The organism is Mycobacterium sp. TY814 (genome assembly GCF_030755175.1).
Classification (GTDB): Bacteria; Actinomycetota; Actinomycetes; order Mycobacteriales; family Mycobacteriaceae; genus Mycobacterium.
Window position 1 is genome coordinate 913,840 of record NZ_JAUFRY010000002.1, and the last position, 19,962, is coordinate 933,801.

Sequence of the window (19,962 nt, forward strand, 5' to 3'; positions counted from 1 at the left end):
CGAACGTGAAGCCACGGCGAAAAAATGCGCTGATTTTCGCCGTGGCTTCACGTTCGGCGCGCAGGGTCCCTCACAGCCAGGCGAGGATTCTCTCGGCGAGTTCCGGTCCGCTGTCCTCCTGAATGAAGTGGCTGGCGTTGATCCGGGCGTGCGGTTGTCCTTTGGCGCCGGGGATGTGCGCGATCAAGGGGCGGTCGGCCCGTCCGAGAATCGGGTCGCGGTCACCGAAGATGGCCAGGCACGGCTTCTGCCATCGCCCCAGCGCCTCCCATGCGGCGCGGTTGGCCGGTATCGCCGGATCGTCGGCCGAGGTCGGCACCAGCTGTGGGAAGGCGCGCGCCCCGGCCTGGTACTTCTTGCCGGGGAAGGGTGCGTCGTAGCCGGCGCGTACCGCCGCCGGAACCTTTCGGACGGTGCCGACCGCGACCAGGCGGCCGGCTGACAGCATCGGGGTGAACCGCGCGAAGGCGCGCCAGACATAGAACGCAGGTGGAGTTCGCCGCGTCGCGGTGGGCAGAAACCCGTTGGCCACCACGATTCGCGCGATACGGTCGCTCTGCTCGGCGGCGATCCGCAGCCCGATCAGCGACCCCCAGTCCTGGACGAACAGCGTCACGTCGCGCAGATCGAGTTCCGCAAACCACGACGTCACCCATTCGACATGCCGTAGATAGGTGTAATCCGTTCTGCGCGTGAGCTTGTCGGACTTGCCGAAGCCGATCAGATCGGGTGCCAGCACGCGGTGACCGGCAGCGGACAACGGGGGGATCATGGTGCGGTACAGGTAGCTCCAGGTGGGTTCGCCGTGCAGCAGGACGATGGGTGAGCCGGCGGCCGGCCCCTCGTCGACGTAGTGCATGCGCAGCGAGGGGGTGTCGCTTGCTGCCACGTCGACGTAGTGCGGCGCGAACGGGTAGCCCGCCAGATTCTCGAAGCGGGAATCCGGGGTTCGCAGGACGTCCATGGGGTTACTCCTTTTGCGTTGACCGCGACTGTGCACCACCGGTGATATCGCACCATGCGTAGCCGGGTAAAGTCGGTTAACATAGCCAACATTTTCCCGGACAGGTGAGGAAGCCGCTTGCCATGAATGACCACGCACTGGCCGCCCAGTTGGCCTCCGAGGCCGGCCGGTTACTGCTCGGGGTTCGCGCGGAGTTCGCCGAAGCTGACGCCAGCGAACGGAAGGCCGCGGGGGACAAGCGGTCTCACGACTTTCTGATGGAGGCGCTGGGCCGGCAACGGCCGGGCGACGCGGTGCTGTCTGAGGAGGGTGCCGACGACCCGGTGCGGCTGCGCAGTGAGCGGGTGTGGATCGTCGACCCGCTGGACGGCACCAGGGAATTCTCCGAACTGGACCGTGAGGACTGGGCGGTGCACGTTGCGCTGTGGGAGTCCGGCGAACTCGTCGCCGGCGCGGTCGCACTGGCGGCACAGGGGATCACCCTGGCGACGCCCGAGGTGCTGCCGCCGCCGGAGTCTTCGGGCAGACCACGCATCGTGGTCTCACGCACCCGCCCGCCGGCGATCGCGCTGTCCGTGCGCGATGCGCTGGACGGGGAGCTGGTCGAAATGGGTTCAGCCGGAGCCAAAGTCGCGTCGATCGTGCAGGGCCTGTCGGATGTCTACGTGCACGCCGGCGGTCAGTACGAGTGGGACTCCGCCGCACCGGTGGCGGTCGCCCGGGCCGCCGGACTCCACACCTCGCGCATCGACGGATCTCCGCTGCGGTACAACCAGCCCGATCCCAAACTGCCCGATCTCGTGGTGTGCCGACCCGAACTCGCCGAATCGGTGCTGGCTGTCACCCGTCAGTCCTGATCGCCGCTGCAGCAGCGGTACTTCTGCGACGGTGTCAGGCGTTGACGACCGTTCGCCGGCCGAGCGCTGCGACAATGATGCGATCTCCTGCCAACTGCGATGACAGGCAACGGGTTCCGGTCAGCGTAAGGGCCGCGGCGGCGATGACGACTCCGATCCAGGGCAGCGCGGCGGGCAGGTGCGCCGAGGCCGCCAGCGCAGAACCGGCTCCGCACACGGCAATCCCCATGGCCTGGCCGACCTGGCGTGCGGTCGAGACGAAGGCGCCGCTGGCACCTGCGTAGGCCACCGGCAGCTCGGACATCGCCAGGGTGTTGGTGGGGGTGTTGGCCATCCCCATGCCTGCGCCCAGAGTGGCGGCGACGGCACTGACCAGCGCGGTGGGGGCGCCCATGCCGACGAGCACTGCGACGGCGACGCTGGACGCCAGCATCAGGAGACCGGCGGCGACGACTGCCTGAAACGGCCCGAACCGGCCCATGACGATCGGTGAGATCCGTGCACCCACGGCGTACCCCGCCGCCAGCGGGACCAGCGCGGCACCCGCGGCGAGCACCGAAAGATGTTGGGTGCCCTGGAAATAACCGGTCGCCAGCAGAAAGATGGAGCCTCCCACGCAGATATAGTTGCCGACCGCCACCGACATCGCGGCCCGGAATTCGCGCGACTGGCAGGCCTGCTCGGGGACCGGGAAGCGACCGCTCCGCCGGCGCCGGAAAAGCAGGCAGGCCAGCACCATCGTGACAGCGACGAACAGACCGCCGGCCGCCATCAGATGGCGCTGCCCGACGGCGATGAACCCGCCGATCACGCCGAACATCACCGCACCGAGCGCGGCGATGCCGGTCCAGTCTTGGCTCGGCGAATCGTGCGCCGGGGTGGAAGGCAGCAGCGCAATCGCGAGCACCGCGAAGACCCCGGCCAGCAGCGCGGTTGCCAACGGCAGCATGCGCCAGCCCATCGCTCCGGAAATGAACCCTCCGGCGAGTGGTCCACACGCCATGCCGAGACCTACCACCGCGCCCCAGGCGCCGGTGAACTGCTGCAGTTCCCGCGAGGAGCGAGCGAACACCCGGACCATGGCCAACCCGACCGGCACCAGGATCGACGCGCCGACTCCCGCCACCACCCGCGCTGCGATCAGCGCAATGGCGTTGGGAGACAGGGCCGTAATTAGCGAGCCGGCGATGTAAACGACGAGCCCGGCCACCAGCAGACTGCGTTTGTTGAACCGATCGCCCAGGGCGCCGGCAATGAAATAGAGGGCGGCCAGGGTCAGGATGAACCCGTTGAGGATCCACTGGCCTTGCGCGAAGGTGGCCGGCAGAGTATCGCGAATCTGCGTCAATGCCACCTGATACGCGGTGGTGTCGATGTTGATGATGAACGTCGACATGGTGCAGACGGCGACCGCAAGGCCGCGATGACGAATGTTGATCATGGTGCGACGGCTCCTACCGGTTCGGCCTCGACGAGGCGGGACAGGGCACAGAATCCCGTGCGTTGCCGCACCGCGCGGGGGTCGCTGAGCAACTCCGATCCGCAACTCTCGACCATCGCTCGCACCTGATGAGCAAGTCCGAGATTGTCGGTCAACGTCACCTCACCAGCGGGTGTGACGATGTACGGGGTGTCTTCCATGCCGGAGCGGATGATGTCGACCTCGCTGTCAGCCTGCGCGGCATAGCACGCCAGCCGCTCCACAGGGCCTGCGAGTTGTCCTTTGCGCGAACCGAATTCGAGTTCCTTGACGTGGTGCTGGGCGTGCTGCGGCAGGACTGCGGCACCCACCGAGATCGTCACATTGCGGACCCGGCGACCGGAGAGGTCGTATTCCAGGGACTTGGCCAGCGACACCGCGCGCCGGAAGTCGGCATAGCTTTCCGGGAACGGGAAGCGCGGTGAGAAGCCGAACAGCAGGGTGATGTTGAGCTGACCTTCGGAGCCCAGCCCGATCAAGGGGTGTTCGGTGGCGAACCGGGTCATGGCGTAGCTGCGTTGCAGCTGAACCCATTCCACTTCGTGCAGCAGGTGCAGCCGACGACGCGCGTCCACGGCCTTCCGGTACACCTCGAACTGGGTGTGCGGCGACGTGCTGCCGTAGCTGCCGCCCCCAGAGGTCGAGTGCACGTCGAGCGCGGTCTCGTTTTCACACTTGGACGGGACGTAATGGCGGACCTGGCGCGCGAACTCGGGCTGCGATGCCGCCTCGATGCTGATGTCGTGACCGCTACGCTCCAGGTCGAGGATGACCTGTAGCTCTACCGCGGCCTGCTTGGTGACGAAGTGCGCGCCGCCGAGGTGCAGCGGCATCGCCGCCTGGCTCATACGCTCCCATTCGCCATAACGCTGGATGGCCTCCTTGACCTCGACGCCGTTACGGCTGGCGCCGAAGCTGATCAGCATGCCCGGCAGCCGGTCCTGCACCTCGAGGCTGACCGCCGAGTAGAGCGAGTTCGCGGTGCTCTGCTCCTGAGTCAATGGGTTGCGCGCATGGTAGTGGTAATAGCGAACGCCGATGTCGAACAGGGCAGAAGCCTCGGCGACGAGCTGGCCGACGTCGGACTTGATGGTCTGGCCCTGGGAAACCAGGTCGATGAACGGGTTGCCGGTCTTGGCGTGGTTGCGCGGAGTGAACTTCGCGCCCGTGACAGCTGAACCGAGGATGAGGTCGCCTCGCATCGGAATCTCCTTCAATCAAATGACATAACTACGAATTGCAGTGTTGGGAGCGCCCGTCGCCTCAGAGCTTGGCGAGAATTCCCGACACGAGGCTGCCGCCCGCGATCATCGCGATGGCCACGGCGACATCGATGGATCCGGTGATCAGCCCCACCACACCGGCGGTGACAACGAAACCCGGTAGCCAGTCGATGATTTGCACTACCGAGGGCACGTCGGCTTCCTCGCCGTTGTCCAGCGCGAACATGGCCGAGGCGTAGTCCGGATAGAACTCGGTGAATGCGACGGCGAAGAAGATGGCCGCCAGCTGCAGGATCCAGCCTGTCCAGAAGTTCTCGGGGTCATGCAGGATCCAATTGCCGGCCAGGCCGACGCCCGCGGCGAAGGTGAACGCGCCCGCCCACACACCGGTGATCACGCTGTTGATTCGCTTGAACAGCGGGCTGTCCCAATGTTCCTCCGGTGTGCTGTCTTTGGCGTAGGCCTGGGTGAATGGACGGCCGAACAGCAGAGTCAGCCAGGCGAAAATCGCCAGCGAGATGTTGGTCAGTTCACCGGACCACATCTCCAGGAATCGGACCACGGTCCCGCCGGCGAACAGGCCGACCACGGCGAGAAGTGCGAAGAACACCGCGCCGAAGACTTCCAGCGCGTGGATCTTGATGCCGCGTGCCAGTCCGACCACCATCACGAGCACCGAGAAGCCGAGCGCGGACACGACCGCGATCTCGAAGTGGCCCGGGGTGGCGAGGATGGACAACAGCGCCCACGGCGCGATGCCGGCGAACGGCGACGTCAGGAACCCATCCAGCATGCGCGTGATGCGGTTGTCCTTCCGCGTGATGCGGTTGGTGTTCGTTGTCTGTGCGCCGTGGTTGACGTTTGCTGGCTGGGTCATGATCGACCTCCTTGAACCTTGACATTCCTAAACTGACATGTCGATACTGACATGAGCGCTCGTGACATGTCAATTATGGAAGGTTAAGATGGGTCTCGTGAGTTTGCGACATGCCGCGTTAGGCTTGCTGTCCCAGGAGCCCGGAAGTGGCTATGACCTGCTGAAACGGTTCAAAGAGTCGATGGACAACATGTGGCCCGCGACACAGAGCCAGCTGTACGGAGAGCTCAACAAACTCGCTGCGGCGGGGTTGATCACCGTGTCCGACCTGGGCCCGCGCGGCCGCAAGGAATACGCGATCACCGATGCGGGGCGTGCCGAGCTACACCGGTGGATGTTGTCGCCAGAAGAGGACCCGCCGATCCGCAACGCCGCGTTGTTGCGGGTTTTCCTGCTCGGTGAGCTGGCGCCGGATGAGGCGCGTCAGTACCTGAAGTCGTTGCTGTCGCTGGCCGAGCGGGAGCACGCACACTACGTCCAGATCCTCGAGTTGCACGACTGGACCGACGACGACGCCTTCTTCGCCCGAGCTGCCCTCGAGCAGGGGCTGCGCTGGACGCAGCATGAAATCGAATGGGCCAATTGGGTGCTCGACGCGATGAACAAGCGCGATCTCAACTGACTATGGCGTGCTGCTGCGTGCGGGTTCGGCCGGCGCGCGAGGCATCGCCTGATGTCCAGACCGCTACGCCCGGGCGCCGCGGCGGCTGAAATGCACGCTGTCGGATAGGGATTGCGGATTACGCAGCTCAACCTCGCGCGGTGGCCCGGTCGGTCAGCGCCTTCTGCATCCGCAGTACGGCCTCGGTCAGAATCGCCTGGGAGGTGGCGAAGTTCAGGCGCACGTGTCCGGCGCCGCCGGTGCCGAACACATGACCCGAGCTGAGGGCGACCCGAGCATGGTCGCGAAACCATCGGGCCGGTCCGGAAAGGTCCGATACCACCTTGATGCCCTCGGTGTGTTCGTCGGCGAATCCGAGTTCGCGGCAGTCCAGCCATGCCAGATAGGTGCCCTGCGGGCGCAGCAGCCGGACACCGGGAAGATGCTCCTGAACGAGATGTTGGAGGAGGGTGCGGTTCTCGTCCAGTCCGTGCAATAGCGCGTCGAGCCAGTCGCCGCCCTTGCTGAAGGCGGCCGTGTGCGCGATGAGGCCCAGATGGCTGGCGCCGTGGCCGACTTCTTCGGGCATGCGCCGCAATTCGGCCGCTGATTCCGGACCGGCCATGGCAAGCGCTGCTTTGAGCCCGGCCAGATTCCACGCCTTGGATGCCGACGTCAACGCCAGCGCATTCTCGGCGCCAGGAACGCTGAGGTAGGGGGTGAACCGGGCGCCGGGCAGAATGAGTGGTGCGTGAATCTCGTCGGACACGACTCTGATGTCATACTGCCTGGCCAATTCGGCTATGGCGTGTAGCTCTTCGGCGGTATGCACCGCGCCCGTCGGGTTGTGCGGATTGCACAGCAGATAACCGACTTTGCCGGTAGGGCCCGCCGACTTGCGGGCGCGGGCGAACGCATTTTCCAACGTGTTCAGGTCGATTCGTCCGTCGCTGCCCAGCGGCGCCTCGGCGACGGTGCGGCCATCATGCGAGACGAACGCGTAAAACGGCGCGTAGACGGGGGAGTTGACGATGACGGTGTCGCCGCGATCGGTGACCAGTCGCAGCATCTCGACGACACCGAGCATCACGTCGGGCACCACCCTGGTGCGGCCGACCGACAGACCGTCCCAATGCCAACGCCGCCTTGCGAATTCGCTGATCGCCTGGGCGTAGCCCTTGCCGTGCGGGTATCCGGTGTCGCCGGCATCGACGGCTCGGTAAATGGCCTGCGCCACTGCGGGTGCGAGGTGGACGTCCATTTCGGCGACCCACAGCGGCAGCACATCGGGCGGGTACGCGCGCCACTTCATGCTGGTGCGGTGGCGCAGTTGTTCGAGCGTCAACTGCTCGAGCGGGTTGCTTTCCTTGCGCGAGCAGTCGCGAACTCGCACAGTTTCGTCGGCCATCATGCGATTTTGCGACTGCTCGGCAGTGGTGTCCACAGGGTGACTGGTCCACCACGCGCGGTGTCAGCATGCTCGGGCTGTGCTGGCCGACGCGATAGCGCTCATGGAACAGGGCGGCGGATTCGCCACGACTGCTCAGTTGCTGACGCTCATGACTCGTCAACAACTTGACGTCCAGGTGAAAGCGGGCCGCATTCGGCGCGTGTGGCACGGGGTCTACGCGGCACGCGAGTCGAACCTGTTGGAGCGCTTGAGCGCACTGGACATCTTCGCTGGTCGGCGTGTGGTCGTGTGTATGGGCACTGCGGCTCGCTTGTACGGGTTCGACACAGAGAACACCACCGCTATTCACGTGTTGGATCCCGGCATTCGAATGCGCCCGACTGTTGGTCTGATGGTTCATCAGCGAGTCGGAGCGAGGCTGCAGCGGGTCTCTGACCGTCTGGCGACCGCGCCGGCGTGGACGGCAGTCGAGGTTGCCCGGCAGCTTCGGCGGCCGCGCGCATTGGCCACGCTGGACGCCGCGCTGCGTTCCAGGCAATGCAGCCGTATCGATCTCGAGTGTGCGGTTGCCGAGCAGAAGGGTCGCCGCGGGATCGTCGCTGTGCGAGGCCTTCTGCCCTTTGCCGATGCGCGTGCCGAGTCATCGATGGAGAGCGAAGCGCGACTGGTCATGATCGATTTCGGGCTACCGCCTCCTGAACTTCAATACGAGATCCGTGGCCTGGACGGCGATTTGTTCAGGGTCGACTTCGCCTGGCCTGAGCTGCGCCTGGCCGCAGAATACGAAAGCATCGACTGGCATGCGGGTCGAACAGCGATGCTGCGAGACAAAGCGAAGTGGGCCCAGCTCCAAGAGGTTGGCTGGACGATCATTCCGATAGTGGTCGATGACGTCAGGCTGTACCCGGCGCGGCTTGCCGAGCGCATCCGTATCCACCTGAACCGCGCAGCCTGACGCCGCGGCGCCCAACGCGCCAGGGGGGTGGCGCCTCGCGCGGCCGATCTACAGCTCCGGAACAAAGGTTAGGTTATGGTGCGTAGATGTTCACGCTGCGATTCGACATGCGTGCACCGGGGTGGGGCGCCCCGGCCGTAGACCTGTACTCCGCCGCGGTCGACATGTGTGAGTGGGCGGAACCCAGGGGTGCGGTAATGGTGGTGCTGTCGGAGCACCACGGTGCCGAGGACGGCCATCTGCCCGCGCCGCTGCTGCTTGCGTCGGCGATCGCTGCCCGTACCAATCGGCTGCCGATTCTCGTTGCGGCGGTGCCGATTCCGCTCTGGGATCCAGTGCGGCTCGCCGAGGAGATCAGCGTACTGGACCTGATCAGCCGGGGACGGGTGTCCTACGCCCTCGGTGTCGGCCATCGCCCCGAGGAATACGATCACTTCGGCATCGACATGACCATGCGCGGCCGAACCGCAGACGAAATGGTCGCGGTGCTGGGTGCATTGGTGCGCGGCGAGCCCGTCGACTACCACGGCCGCCGGGTCCGCGTGACTCCCCGCTGCGCGTCGAGCAACGGACCCCCGATGCTGATCGCCGGAGGCAGCAGGGCCGCGGCCCGCCGCGCCGGCACCCACGGCCTCGGTTTCCTCTCTCAGACAGCCGAACCCGGCCTCAAGCAGTACTACGAATCCCAGTGCCTCGAACACGGACATCAGCCGGGCATGTTCCAGGGTCCGTCACCAGGTTCGCCGACAACGGTTTTCGTCGCCGATGATGTCGACGAGGCCTGGGACGAACTCGGGCCCCACCTGCTGCATGACGCTCGCATGGCGGCGTCCTACCGGCCGCACGATGACGGGGTGGCCAGCATCACCCGCGCCCACACTGTTGCGGCCTTGCGTGCCGAAGGCGGCCCGTACCGGATCCTGACGCCGCAGCAGGCCGCCGGTTACCCACAGCCGCTCCCGTTGCATCCGCTGTGCGGTGGCCTGGCACCGGAGGTGGCATGGCGGTATCTCCAACGCGCCGAATGAAAGGGAACAATGCCTGTGCGTGTCGTCGTATGGTCCACCGGGGGAGTCGGGTCCAACGCGATCGAGGCCGTGCGGGGTCGGCCTGACCTGGAACTCGTTGGCGTGTGGGTGCATTCGCCGGACAAAGTGGGCAGGGACGCCGGCGAGCTCGCCGGGGGCGCACCGCTGGGACTCCGGGCCACCGACGACGCCGAGGCGCTGATCGCCCTACGGCCGGACTGTGTGGTGTACGCCGCCAGTGGGCCCGAACGCGACGCAGCCGCGGTGCCCGACTACCTGCGGTTTCTGTCGGCCGGCATCAATGTTGTGTCGACGTCGTCGACGAGCCTGGTGTACCCGCCGTCGTACTTCTCTCCACAGTGGCGCGACGAGTTGCAGCAGGCGGCCCTTGCCGGCGGGGCGTCGTTCTATGCCTCGGGCATCTTCCCCGGCTTCGCTTCGGATCAACTCGCTCTGCTGCTGACCACCCAGTCCAAGAGCATCCGCCGTATCACGGTCAGCGAGGTGTCGCTCAACGACCACTATCCGGTGGCCGACGTGATGATGAACGGCATGGGCTTCGGCCACCCGCTGGACTTCGAGCCCATGCTCAAGACCTCCGGCTTCATCGAAATGGCATGGAGTGCACCGCTACAGCTGATCGCCGACGGACTCGACGTAGGGATCGAGGAGGTGCGCGGCACCCTGGACCGCCGGCTGACCGCTCGGGACATCGACGTCGCGTTCGGCACCATTCCCGCCGGGACCTGCGGCGCCGTGCGGACCAGGGCCGCCGCAGTGATCGACGGCCGGGACGCCATCGTCATCGAACACGTGATCCGGATGGCGCGCGATGTCGCACCTGACTGGCCGGTTTCCGACAGCGACGCCACCTACCGAGTCGACATCGACGGCGATCCGGACGTGCACTGCGTGCTGACGCTCGGCGCGTCCGTCGGCCACGGCGCCGGGCATGCCGCGATGGCGGCCACCGCCATGCGTGTGGTCAACGCCATTCCGTATGTCGTCGAGGCGCGGCCCGGCCTGCTCAGTTCGCTGGATCTGCCGACGACCTTGCCGCGCCGCGTGTTTGGCCGCTGAACCCCCGCTGAGCAGACACAAACTCGCACCGGAACACGTGTTCCGGTGCGAGTTTGTGTCTGCTCGCGCCAGGGACGCGGCCCGCTAGGCCAGTTGGGCGCGGCCCGCTAGGCCAGTTGGGCGCGACCCCCTAGGCCAGTTGGGCGCGGCCCGCTAAGCCAGTTGGACGCGGCCGGTGATCAGGTCCATGATCGCCTTGCCCGGGGCGAACGAGCCGGTGATCGACGCCATGGCGTGGCCCTGGTCGACGTTGAGCGTGATCCCGTTGACCGATGCCGCGGCATCGCTGTTCAGCATGATCATCGCCTTGCCGATGTCCTCGGGAGTCAGCGTCTCGCTGCCGGTGTCGTCGCGGTAGTCCTGGGCGAAGGTCAGCCACAGGTCGGCGTTCGCGCGGGCCAGGGGAGTGTCGGTGGGGCCGGGGCACACGGCGTTGATCCGCACACCCTTCTTCTGGAACGGGTAGCCCTGCCAGGCCACATACCCGTTGATCGCCTTCTTGCTGAACCCGTAGTGGATGATGCCCTGCGGCTCGCGCTCCTGACACCAGTCGTGAGCGGACTTGTAGTCCGGTGAGGCCAGGAAGTCCTGAACGAGTTCCAGGTCGTTCTCCCAGCCCATCCCGGCCACCGAGGAGATGAAGCAGATTGCCGCGCCGCGGGGGAGCAGATCCTTGTCGAACAGTCGCTCGATCAGGTGGCGGTGCCCGATGAAGTTGACCCGCATCAGCTTTGGCCCGTCGGCAACGCCGGCGGCGGAGAACAACTTGTGCACCGGCCCGTCCAGCTCGTCGACCGCCCGGTCGATCGAATCCTGGTCGCTGAGGTCCAGCGAGATCACCCGATCGACGTCGAAGTCCACCGGCGCGAAGTCCATCACGGTCACGTGTGCGCCGAGAGACTTTGCGATCTGTGCTGCCGCGGCGCCCATGCCGGTCGCGCCGCCGACCACCAGGACCCGCTTGCCCTCGTAGCCCAATAAGTCTGACGCCGTCGTCATTTCTTGCCCCTTATTCCCTGGTGGTTCGTGCAACGACGTTACAGTATCCGGACAAGATGTAAGTTTCAATCGGGTGGTTGACCGTGGTCGCGGATCCCACGTAGCCTACGTGGGACAAATTTTAGGTCAGGCGGAATCAGCTGTGTTCACCCTGCGCTTCGACATGCGGGCTCCGGCTTTCGGAGCCGATCCGGCGGCGTTGTACGCCACCGCGCCGGAGATGTGCGCATGGGCCGAAAACCACGGCTGCCTGGCCGCCGTCATGTGTGAGCACCACGGATCAGAGGACGGTTATCTGCCGTCGCCGCTGTTACTGGCGTCGGCGGTGGCCGCGCGGACGCAGCGGCTGGCCCTGAGCCTCATCCTGATTCTGCCGTTCTACGACCCGGTGCGGCTGGCCGAGGACATGGCGGTCCTGGACATCCTGAGCGCCGGGCGGGCGTCCTACATCCTGGCGCTGGGCTACCGGCCGGAGGAATACGAGATCTTCGGCCTGGATCTGGGTGACCGCGGTCGGCTGGCCGACGAGAAATTGGGAATGCTGCGCCGGTTGCTTGCCGGTGAGACCGTGATTCAGAACGGCAGGCGGATCGCGGTGACGCCCCGGCCGCTGACCGAGAACGGGCCCGCAATGATGTGGGGCGGTGGCAGTCTGGCCGCGGCCCGGCGCGCGGGGCGGTACGGGCTGGGCATGCTGGCCAATGCGAATCTGCCGGGGATGCGCGAAGCCTACGAAAACGCCAGCCGCAAGCACGGCTACGAGCCGGGGCCGGCGTTCTTTCCCGACCGCAGCACCCCGTCGGTGTGCTTCGTCGCCGACGACGTCGACGAAGCGTGGGCGGAGCTGGGCGAGTATCTGTTGCACGACGCACGCACCTACGCGGCATGGAATCCCGGCAACGAGGTCTCGGCCGGCTTCACTCACGTCGATACCGTGGACGAGTTGCGTGAGGCCGCCGCCTCGCACGTGATCTACTCAGTGCCGGAGGCTGTTTCGCGGGTGCGCGCCGGCAAGATGCTCGCGATGTCACCGCTGTGCGGCGGGCTGCCGCCGGAGATCGCGTGGCCCTATTTGAAGCGGGTTGGCGAGGTCGTGCTGCCCGAGGCCGCCGAGCCTGCGGACAGCACGCTCGGCGAATTGCTGTCGAACAGGAACGGGTGATTGATGACTGGGGCTAGCACCACCGAGATCTACTACGACCCTTTTGATTTCGAGATCGACGACAATCCGTACCCGATCTGGAAGCGGATGCGTGACGAAGCCCCCTTGTATTACAACGAGAAATACAACTTCTACGCGCTGAGCCGGTACGAGGACGTCGCCCCGCAGCTGACGAACTGGGAGACCTACCGCTCGGGCCGCGGCACCACCATGGACATCATCATGAGCGGAATACAGGTGCCTCCCGGGGTGATCCTGTTCGAGGACCCGCCGCTGCACGACTTGCATCGCCGTTTGTTGTCAAGGGTTTTCACGCCGCGGCGGATGGAGGCGATCGAGCCGCTGACCCGGGATTTCTGCGTGCGGGCGCTGGACCCGCTGGTGGGTTCCGGCCGGTTCGACTTCATCGAGAACCTGGGCTCGACGATCCCCATGCGCACCATCGGCTACCTGCTCGGTATTCCGGAGGAGAACCAGGCGCACATCCGGGATCGCGGTGGGCGCGCCATCAACCTCACCGAAGGAACGTTCCGGGCGGTCGACGACGACCTGTTCGAGAAGAGCTACGAGGTGTTCTCCGACTACATCGACTGGCGTACCGAGCATCCCTCCGACGACCTGATGACACAGCTGCTCAACGCCGAGGTCGAGGACAACGGCACAACCCGGCGCCTAGATCGCACCGAGGTGTTGATGTACACCAGCATGATCGCCGGCGCCGGCAACGAGACGACGACCCGACTCATCGGCTTCATCGGCCAGCTGCTCGCCGAGCACCCCGACCAGCGCCGCGAGATCGTGGCGAATCCGTCGCTGATCCCGAAAGCCATCGAAGAAGTGCTGCGCTACGAGGCGCCGTCGCCGGTACAGGCGCGGCATGTGGCCCACGATGTCGAGTGCTACGGCACCGTGATTCCCGAGGGCTCGATCATGTTGCTGCTCAACGGGTCGGCCAATCGCGACGAGCGCAAGTACGTCGACGGCGAACGGTTCGACATCCATCGCGGCGCCGCGCATCTGAGCTTCGGGCACGGCCTGCACTTCTGCCTGGGCTCGGCGCTGGCCCGCATGCAGGCCCGGGTGGCGCTCGAAGAGGTCATCAAGCGCTGGCCGGACTGGGACGTCGATTACGCCAATGCCGTCAAGGCGCACACCAGCAGTGTGCGTGGCTGGGCGAAACTGCCTGTCCGCACGGGGTAGTGTCGGCCGGTGTCCGCCAACCGGTTGCCTGCCCTCGTCGTGGCGCTCGCCGCTGCGGCCGTCGGGTGCGGTCACCCGGACAACCAGGCGCCGAGGACCAGCAACGCCGTCAGAGTGACGATGACCAACAGCGGCGGCGGAAATCGTTGCGTGCTGGACACCACCACCGTGCCGGCCGGCCCGGTGACCTTCACCGTGTCCAACGCGAGTGCGGTGGGCATCTCACACGTGGAGTTGCTCAAAGACCAGCGCGTCATCGGCGAGAAGGAAAGCCTGGACCCTGGCGAGGACCCGGTCTCGTTCACGGTCACCCTGGACGGCGGTGCCTACCAGATCTTCTGCCCTGGAGCGGACATCGAATACCAGACGCTGACCGTGACGGGGCGCGCGCCGGCACCGGCCGACGGCCCGGTGGCAGCGATGTTCGCCAAGGGCGCCAAAGACTTCGCGCCGTATGTGGTCAACCAGATGACTCAGCTCAACGACGCCGTGCGGGCGCTGGACGCGGCCGTGCAGTCGGGCAACGTCGAGAACGCCAAAGCCGCCTACGCGCAGGCGCGACCGTTCTATGAGCGGGTGCAGTCCAGTGTGGACGGCTATCTGCTGCCGGGGTTCACCGTCGGTGACAACGCCGGAAATCTCGACTACCTGATCGACATGCAGGAGGCGACTCCGGTCGATCCCAAGGTCGGCTGGAAAGGCTTTCACGCCATTGAACGCGACCTTTGGCAGGCCGGTGCGATCACTGCCGGCACCAAGGCGCTCAGCACCGAATTGGTCAGCAACATCGGGACGTTGACCACCACTGCGACCACGCTGCAGTTCCGGCCCGAGGATCTGGCCAACGGCGCGGCCGATCTGATCGAGGATGTGTACAACACCAAGATCACCGGGCAGGAGGAAGCGTTCAGCCACCTCGATTTGGTCGATTTCGCCGCCAATGTCGAAGGCTCGCAGCACGCATACTCGCTGCTGCGGCCGGGGCTGGATCGGATTGACAGCAGTCTGGTTCAGCAGATCGACCAGCAATTCCAGGATGTCCTGGCCATGCTCGGGCACTATCGCGATCCGGCGGCGCTGGGCGGCTACCGCATCTACACGCCGGATCTGCGTGAGCGCGACACCCCGAAACTCACCGCGGTGGTTGTGCCGCTGCATCAAAGCCTGTCCGCCGTCGCGCAGAAAGTCGTCTCGGCGAACTGATCGCCGCGGACCGGCTCAGCGCGGCGGCTCGGTTTCGATCTAGGATTGGTCCACCAGGACCGCGCCCTCGGGCCGGTCGCCGAGAGTCTGCAACTGCAACGCGATGCTGGCACCCTGGGCGGTGAGCCGCACGATCTGGGCCAGCTCTGCGGGTGCGTCACACTGCAGATAGTGGTCGGCACCGGGCACCACCCAGTAACGGCTTCGGCCCGACATGCCCCGCAGGTAGGTGTGCCAGACATGGTTCGCCACCCGCAACGGTGCCACCGCATCGTGCAGTCCCCACACCAGCGTGACATTCACCGGCAGTGTGGACAGCGCCTCGAGCCAACGTTTCTCATCGGCTGCCCGCTCATGCAGATACTGGATCGTGTCCGGCAGCACCCGCATGCCGTCGTTGAACGCGAAACACTTTGCCAGCGCCGCGATCTCGGGATTTTCCGGCGTGCGCCGGGGCATGAACGTGGTGAACCCCAGCCCGGCGGCCAGCAATTCCGGCGTCGTCTCGGCGGCGGTCGCCCGGCCCGTCTTGCCGTTGAGCAGCGCGGTCTGGAAGGCGGTGAGGTTGGACAGCGGCAGGTAGATGTTGCCGTTGGTGATGATCAGATCTTCTGGCAGTGAGGATTTTTCGGCCAGCATGCCGATCGCGATCATGCCGACGCTGCAGCCCCGGTCATGGGTGATCATGCGGTAGTCGGTCAGTTTCCACACCTCGGTGATGGCGTGGACGAGCAGACGCGCGTCATCGTATAGCGAATAGACGTAGGGTTCGGGCGGCTTGTCGGATACGCCGTAACCGGGAAAGTCCAGCGCGAAGATCTCGAACTCGTCCTTGAGCTCACGCGCCAACGGGAAATAGTCGATGCTGGATGTCGGAAAGCCGTGCACGCACACCAGCGCCGGCTTGCCAGGAGTGCCGTAGCGCCGCAGGAACACCGTGACGGATTGCCCGTCGTTGGCTTCAGTGGTTGAGCGCCAGCGCAATTCCGTTCCACCGTTGTTCCATTCGACGAAAATGTCCATGGCTGTGGCCTTTCTAGGAATTCGGGAACGTCACAACGGCCAGCAGCAGCGGCAACTGGTTGCCCTTGAGCTGAGGGCTTGGCAGCATGTCCGGGCCGAAGAACGAGCCGCTGAGGTAGTTGTCGGCACTCCACACCTGTGCTGAGTTGACCTGGCCCTGGTAGCTGAAACCCTCCATGACGTAGGGCTGCCCGTCGGCCTCGAACAGCGAGGGTCCGTTCATCAGCTGGAAGTGCAGATGCGGTGCGTTGGAGTTGCCGGTGTTGCCCAGTTTGGCGATCTGCTGGCCCTTCTTGACCTTGTCGCCGGGTTTGACCAGCAGCGAGCCCTGGATGAGGTGGGCGTACATGGCGTACAGGCCGTCGCCGATGTCGAGAATGATGTGGTTGCCGTCGACGTTGTCGACGGTGAGCTTGGCGGCCAGGACGGGGTCGGAGGCCGGCAGGATGCCGGGCACATTGGCTTCGACGTTGTCGAGCGTGGAGACGACGGTGCCGTCGGCGACGGCGTAGATCGCCGACCCGTAGTCGATGAAGCTCTCGTTCTTGGTCCGGTCGCCGGCGTAGAAGTTGCCCTGGTCGTTCATGCGCATCCAGTCGATCGCGAAGCGCTGGCTGTTGTTCAGCTTCATGTTCAGCGGAAGGATGGCGTCGCGGTGCGCCCAGCCGGGGTCGCAGCAGCCGTTGAACGCCACCCAGTTATTGCCTTTCAGCGGTGACGCGATGACGCGTGGCGTGCCGGCGGAGATGTTGAACGGCGTACCCGTGGTGTCGAAGGGGCCCGGCTCCTTCGATGCCGGGTTCGCCACGCCGTTGCCGTGGAAGCGCAGCATCACGGCCTTGGGGAAGTCGGACAGGTTGTCCTGCCGGAAGTCGATGAGCAGCGAACGCGACGTGCCCGGAGCGATGGTGAAATCGGGCGCGGGAACGGCCGGTAGCACGCGCAACCGGTTGCAGTTGCCGTAATTGCAGGCGGGATCGACCAATTGGTTCCCGGAGAACGACGCGAGCACCTTGTTGGGGTCGCGCCCGTCGACCACATCGACGGCGTTCAGCGTGGCCGGCTGCGCGCTGGAGTTGGTGACCTGCATGTCGAATGCCAGGTGGTATTTGTCGTCGGTGCCCGGGAAGGGGAAGGTCGGCCGGCTGATCGGGGCGACCGTCAACGGCGTGAAGGCATTGGGAACCGTGACGCCGGCTAAGGGGTCTGGCGGTACGGGGGCACTCGTCGCGGCGGGTTGCTTCGGTGACGTGGTGCACGCGGCCACAATGAGTACGAACCCGAGGACCGCCAAACTCCGCCGTTTCGCCATCGGGTGAGCATAGTATTCCCGCCCGCGATTGCTGCTGCTTACCATGCTGGGCATGTTCAACACGCGGGTGATCGGGCTTGCCGAATACCGGATCAGCGCCGGAAAACCCGGTGTGCTCACCGCCCGCTACCTCACCGCGGGTTCCCGCGCGCTCGGCTCCGGTCGTGCCAGAGGGGAAGCCACCAGCGGTTCCGACAGCTTCGCCGGCCTCTATCGCATCCAATACGTCGACGACGCAGGCAAACTCACCGGCGACCTCGATCTGCAGATCCAGCGGACCGGCGAAGGATATCGACTGACCTGGCGGCACCGTCCCGAGAACGTAAGGCTCCCAGTGGCCATCGGTGAGGTGGTTTACGAAGGTATCGGTTTTCTGACGAGCGCGGACACGATGGCCATCACATACTGGATGGCGGAGAAGCCGTCATCGGCGCTCGAGCTTCGTCCGCTGCTGTGAGAAGGGGCACCAGTCGTGGAATCTGATCGGCACGTTCAGCTTTCGCGCAGTTCGCCTTCCGGAGCCGCCGCCGGTGCGGTACCGCACTGGTGTAACGACATGAAATCGCTAGTCAAAGAATGCGATAACGAATCTCCAACTATCGGCCGGGTCGCGCGAAAATCGTTCGTCGATTACTTCAGCCGCGCCCGCGAGATAGGGGGATCGTGCTCAAACGGTTCCGCGCTGCTCTGGTGGTGGCCGTCGCGCTGGGTCTGGGAGGCGGGCTGGCGACGGCGGATCCCGGGGGTGTGCGGACCGTGGTGACCTCGAGCTGCGAGCAGCGGACGCTGGTGCTGTCGGCGTTTCCGGCCGAAGCCGACGCGGTGTTGTCCCACACCTTGCTCGAGCCCAATCCCGTTGCCGTGTATGACCGGCAGTACTACTACCGCGGTTCGATCGCCGGCAAGAAGGTGCTGGTGGCGATGACCCGGATCGGGCTGGTAAATGCGACGGCCGTCACCGAGGCCGCGCTGAGCCGCTTCACCTGCGCCTCGGGCACCTCCGTTGAGGCAGTGATCTTTTCCGGCGTCGCGGGCGGCGCCGGCCGGACCAGTGTCGGCGACGTGGCCGTGCCGGCGCAGTGGACGCTCGACAACGGCGCCACCTACCAGCCCGTCGACCCCGCGATGCTGGCGGCGGCCCAGACGCTGACCGTCCAACTCAGCAGCGTCAACAATCTGGGCAACCCGATGTGCCTGTGCCGGCACGTCCCGACCGTGAAGCTCAATGATCTGGGGCGTCAGCCGCAGTTGTTCGTCGGCGGCAACGGGTACAGCCACGACGCGAACAACGGTCAGGCGTTCCCATGCGTCCCCAACGCCGGCGACGTCTTCGGTTGCCAGCCCTGCAGCCCACCCGGCCGCTCATTGTTGTACAGCGGCAACTTCTTTCAGGCCATCGGCCCGTGGCTGGCCAAGGGTTTGCTCAGCAACCTCAACATTCAGACCGCGGACAATCCGGCCTACGATGCGGTGGACCAGGAGACGGCCGCGTCGCTGGCGGTCGCGACCGCACATGGGGTGCCGTTCCTGGGAATTCGTGGGATGTCGGATGGGCCGGGGGACCCGCTGGGGCTTCCGGGATTTCCGTTTCAGTTCTTCTTCTACAAGCAGATCGCCGCGGAGAACGCGGCGCGGGTGGTGGAAGCGTTCATGGCGAGCTGGGCGGGCCCGTGACGCGGTTTGGTGCTGGAAGGCGGCCAGCCGGTTGGCATCAGAGGCGAAGGCCAGTGTGCCTGATGGCGGTTGGCTGCCCGTCTCGCAGCGACTATTCGTCTCCGCGGGCGACCGGCCGGGAGGGATCCGAACTCCATTCCGACCAGGATCCGGGATACAGCGCGACCTGCCGGCCCGCGGCCGCGAACGCCGCGACCACTACGGCAGCGGTGACGCCGGAGCCGCAGTAGGTGCCGACCTCCCCGTCGGGCAGCAGCTGATCGTCGACGATCAGCGTCCCGTCCGGCGCGAGCAGCGTCCCGAACGGGAGGTTCCGAGCGCCGGGTATGTGTCCGGCGACAGGGTCGAGGGGCTCGACCTCGCCGCGGTAGCGCTCCGGCGCACGGGCGTCGAACAGCAGCACGTTCCCGGTCTGCTCCGCCGTGAGTGCCGGCTGCGCACCGGCATACAGATCCGCATGCCGCACCGTCACGTTGCCCGGTTCCGGGTCGACGTCACCGGTCTGCAGCTCGCCGCCCGTCGACAGCCACGCCGCCAGCCCGCCGTCCAGCATGCGCACGGTGCGAAGGCCTGCCGCCCTCAGCACCCACCACGCCCGCGCCGAACCGGCGCGATTCCAGTCGTCATAAACCACGACGGCGTGGTCCTCGCGAACTCCCCAGCGCCGCAACGCGTCCTGCAGCCGGCCACCGGAAGGCAGCGGATGGCGGCCCCGCCCGGTCACCGAATGATCGCTGAGATCGTCGTCCAGCGAGACGTACACCGCCCCGGGAATGTGGCCCTCCAGGTATGCGGGCCGCCCGTCCGGAGTGTCGAGCCGCCACCGCACATCCAGGATCGTCACGGGTTGCCCGGACTCGATCAGCCGGGCGAGCTCGGCGGCGGTGATCAGAACCTCGTCGCGCGCATTCAC

At 65.9% G+C, this 19,962-nt stretch carries 19 protein-coding genes; 10 read left to right on the plus strand and 9 right to left on the minus strand.

What is annotated here, in order from left to right; translation table 11 throughout:
* Positions 1-70 precede the first annotated feature (70 nt).
* The gene (locus tag QXH22_RS17705; RefSeq protein WP_306276484.1) at positions 71-964 is read right to left on the minus strand and encodes a haloalkane dehalogenase; all 894 of its coding nucleotides are present in this window, start codon (positions 962-964) and stop codon (positions 71-73) included.
* 122 nt (positions 965-1,086) lie between these two features.
* Between QXH22_RS17705 and QXH22_RS17710 the strand changes: the two genes are divergently transcribed.
* Entirely contained in the window at positions 1,087-1,821 is a 735-nt protein-coding gene (locus QXH22_RS17710) for a 3'(2'),5'-bisphosphate nucleotidase CysQ (protein ID WP_306239805.1), read from the plus strand.
* Positions 1,822-1,855: 34 nt separating this feature from the next.
* Here the strand turns inward: QXH22_RS17710 and QXH22_RS17715 are convergent, their stop codons facing one another.
* The 3 genes from QXH22_RS17715 to QXH22_RS17725 all read right to left on the minus strand — a co-directional run bounded on the left by QXH22_RS17715 (position 1,856) and on the right by QXH22_RS17725 (position 5,317).
* Complete coding sequence (locus QXH22_RS17715) at positions 1,856-3,262, minus strand: MFS transporter (RefSeq protein ID WP_306276485.1); 1,407 nt, start codon at positions 3,260-3,262, stop codon at positions 1,856-1,858.
* The gene (locus QXH22_RS17720) at positions 3,259-4,503 is read right to left on the minus strand and encodes a hypothetical protein (RefSeq protein ID WP_306276486.1); all 1,245 of its coding nucleotides are present in this window, start codon (positions 4,501-4,503) and stop codon (positions 3,259-3,261) included. Before QXH22_RS17720 ends, QXH22_RS17715 begins: the two co-directional genes overlap by 4 nt.
* A 61-nt stretch (positions 4,504-4,564) precedes the next feature.
* Positions 4,565-5,317 carry a hypothetical protein gene (locus QXH22_RS17725; protein WP_306276909.1) on the minus strand — a complete coding sequence of 251 codons (753 nt, stop codon included), beginning with the start codon at positions 5,315-5,317 and terminating at the stop codon, positions 4,565-4,567.
* A 181-nt stretch (positions 5,318-5,498) separates the two neighbouring features.
* Here QXH22_RS17725 and QXH22_RS17730 point away from each other — a divergent pair, with 181 nt between their 5' ends.
* Entirely contained in the window at positions 5,499-6,023 is a 525-nt protein-coding gene (locus QXH22_RS17730; protein WP_306239808.1) for a PadR family transcriptional regulator, read from the plus strand.
* Between the two features lie 127 nt (positions 6,024-6,150).
* Here the strand turns inward: QXH22_RS17730 and QXH22_RS17735 are convergent, their stop codons facing one another.
* Positions 6,151-7,410 (minus strand): MalY/PatB family protein, encoded by a 1,260-nt coding sequence (locus QXH22_RS17735; protein ID WP_306276487.1) that lies wholly within the window; start codon positions 7,408-7,410, stop codon positions 6,151-6,153.
* A 103-nt stretch (positions 7,411-7,513) separates the two neighbouring features.
* Between QXH22_RS17735 and QXH22_RS17740 the strand changes: the two genes are divergently transcribed.
* The 3 genes from QXH22_RS17740 to QXH22_RS17750 all read left to right on the plus strand — a co-directional run bounded on the left by QXH22_RS17740 (position 7,514) and on the right by QXH22_RS17750 (position 10,476).
* The gene (locus QXH22_RS17740; protein ID WP_371934277.1) at positions 7,514-8,368 is read left to right on the plus strand and encodes a hypothetical protein; all 855 of its coding nucleotides are present in this window, start codon (positions 7,514-7,516) and stop codon (positions 8,366-8,368) included.
* Positions 8,369-8,454: 86 nt separating this feature from the next.
* Positions 8,455-9,396 (plus strand): LLM class flavin-dependent oxidoreductase, encoded by a 942-nt coding sequence (locus QXH22_RS17745; protein WP_306239811.1) that lies wholly within the window; start codon positions 8,455-8,457, stop codon positions 9,394-9,396.
* 9 nt (positions 9,397-9,405) lie between these two features.
* Complete coding sequence (locus QXH22_RS17750; RefSeq protein ID WP_306239813.1) at positions 9,406-10,476, plus strand: dihydrodipicolinate reductase; 1,071 nt, start codon at positions 9,406-9,408, stop codon at positions 10,474-10,476.
* Between the two features lie 153 nt (positions 10,477-10,629).
* On the opposite strand, the gene QXH22_RS17755 is transcribed toward QXH22_RS17750, so the two are convergent.
* Positions 10,630-11,475 (minus strand): SDR family oxidoreductase, encoded by an 846-nt coding sequence (locus QXH22_RS17755; RefSeq protein WP_306239814.1) that lies wholly within the window; start codon positions 11,473-11,475, stop codon positions 10,630-10,632.
* Between the two features lie 142 nt (positions 11,476-11,617).
* Here QXH22_RS17755 and QXH22_RS17760 point away from each other — a divergent pair, with 142 nt between their 5' ends.
* Genes QXH22_RS17760 through efeO form a run of 3 tightly spaced genes read left to right on the plus strand, consistent with a single transcriptional unit; the run spans position 11,618 to position 15,040 of the window.
* Positions 11,618-12,637 (plus strand): LLM class flavin-dependent oxidoreductase, encoded by a 1,020-nt coding sequence (locus QXH22_RS17760; RefSeq protein WP_306239815.1) that lies wholly within the window; start codon positions 11,618-11,620, stop codon positions 12,635-12,637.
* A 3-nt stretch (positions 12,638-12,640) separates the two neighbouring features.
* Positions 12,641-13,837 (plus strand): cytochrome P450, encoded by a 1,197-nt coding sequence (locus tag QXH22_RS17765; RefSeq protein ID WP_306239816.1) that lies wholly within the window; start codon positions 12,641-12,643, stop codon positions 13,835-13,837.
* A 9-nt stretch (positions 13,838-13,846) separates the two neighbouring features.
* Positions 13,847-15,040: an iron uptake system protein EfeO gene (efeO, locus tag QXH22_RS17770; RefSeq protein WP_306276488.1), complete on the plus strand. Its 1,194-nt coding sequence runs from the start codon at positions 13,847-13,849 to the stop codon at positions 15,038-15,040.
* 39 nt (positions 15,041-15,079) lie between these two features.
* Here efeO and QXH22_RS17775 read toward each other — a convergent pair whose 3' ends face one another.
* Together QXH22_RS17775 and QXH22_RS17780 are read right to left on the minus strand one after the other, a co-directional pair.
* Positions 15,080-16,063 (minus strand): alpha/beta fold hydrolase, encoded by a 984-nt coding sequence (locus tag QXH22_RS17775; protein ID WP_306276489.1) that lies wholly within the window; start codon positions 16,061-16,063, stop codon positions 15,080-15,082.
* Between the two features lie 13 nt (positions 16,064-16,076).
* Positions 16,077-17,375, minus strand: coding sequence for a M23 family metallopeptidase (locus QXH22_RS17780; RefSeq protein WP_306276490.1), 1,299 nt, complete (start codon positions 17,373-17,375; stop codon positions 16,077-16,079).
* 52 nt (positions 17,376-17,427) lie between these two features.
* Between QXH22_RS17780 and QXH22_RS17785 the strand changes: the two genes are divergently transcribed.
* Together QXH22_RS17785 and QXH22_RS17790 are read left to right on the plus strand one after the other, a co-directional pair.
* Positions 17,428-17,832: a hypothetical protein gene (locus QXH22_RS17785; protein ID WP_306239820.1), complete on the plus strand. Its 405-nt coding sequence runs from the start codon at positions 17,428-17,430 to the stop codon at positions 17,830-17,832.
* Positions 17,833-18,038: 206 nt separating this feature from the next.
* Positions 18,039-19,049, plus strand: coding sequence for a hypothetical protein (locus QXH22_RS17790; protein WP_306239821.1), 1,011 nt, complete (start codon positions 18,039-18,041; stop codon positions 19,047-19,049).
* 91 nt (positions 19,050-19,140) lie between these two features.
* Here the strand turns inward: QXH22_RS17790 and QXH22_RS17795 are convergent, their stop codons facing one another.
* Positions 19,141-19,962, minus strand: coding sequence for a sulfurtransferase (locus QXH22_RS17795; protein WP_306276491.1), 822 nt, complete (start codon positions 19,960-19,962; stop codon positions 19,141-19,143).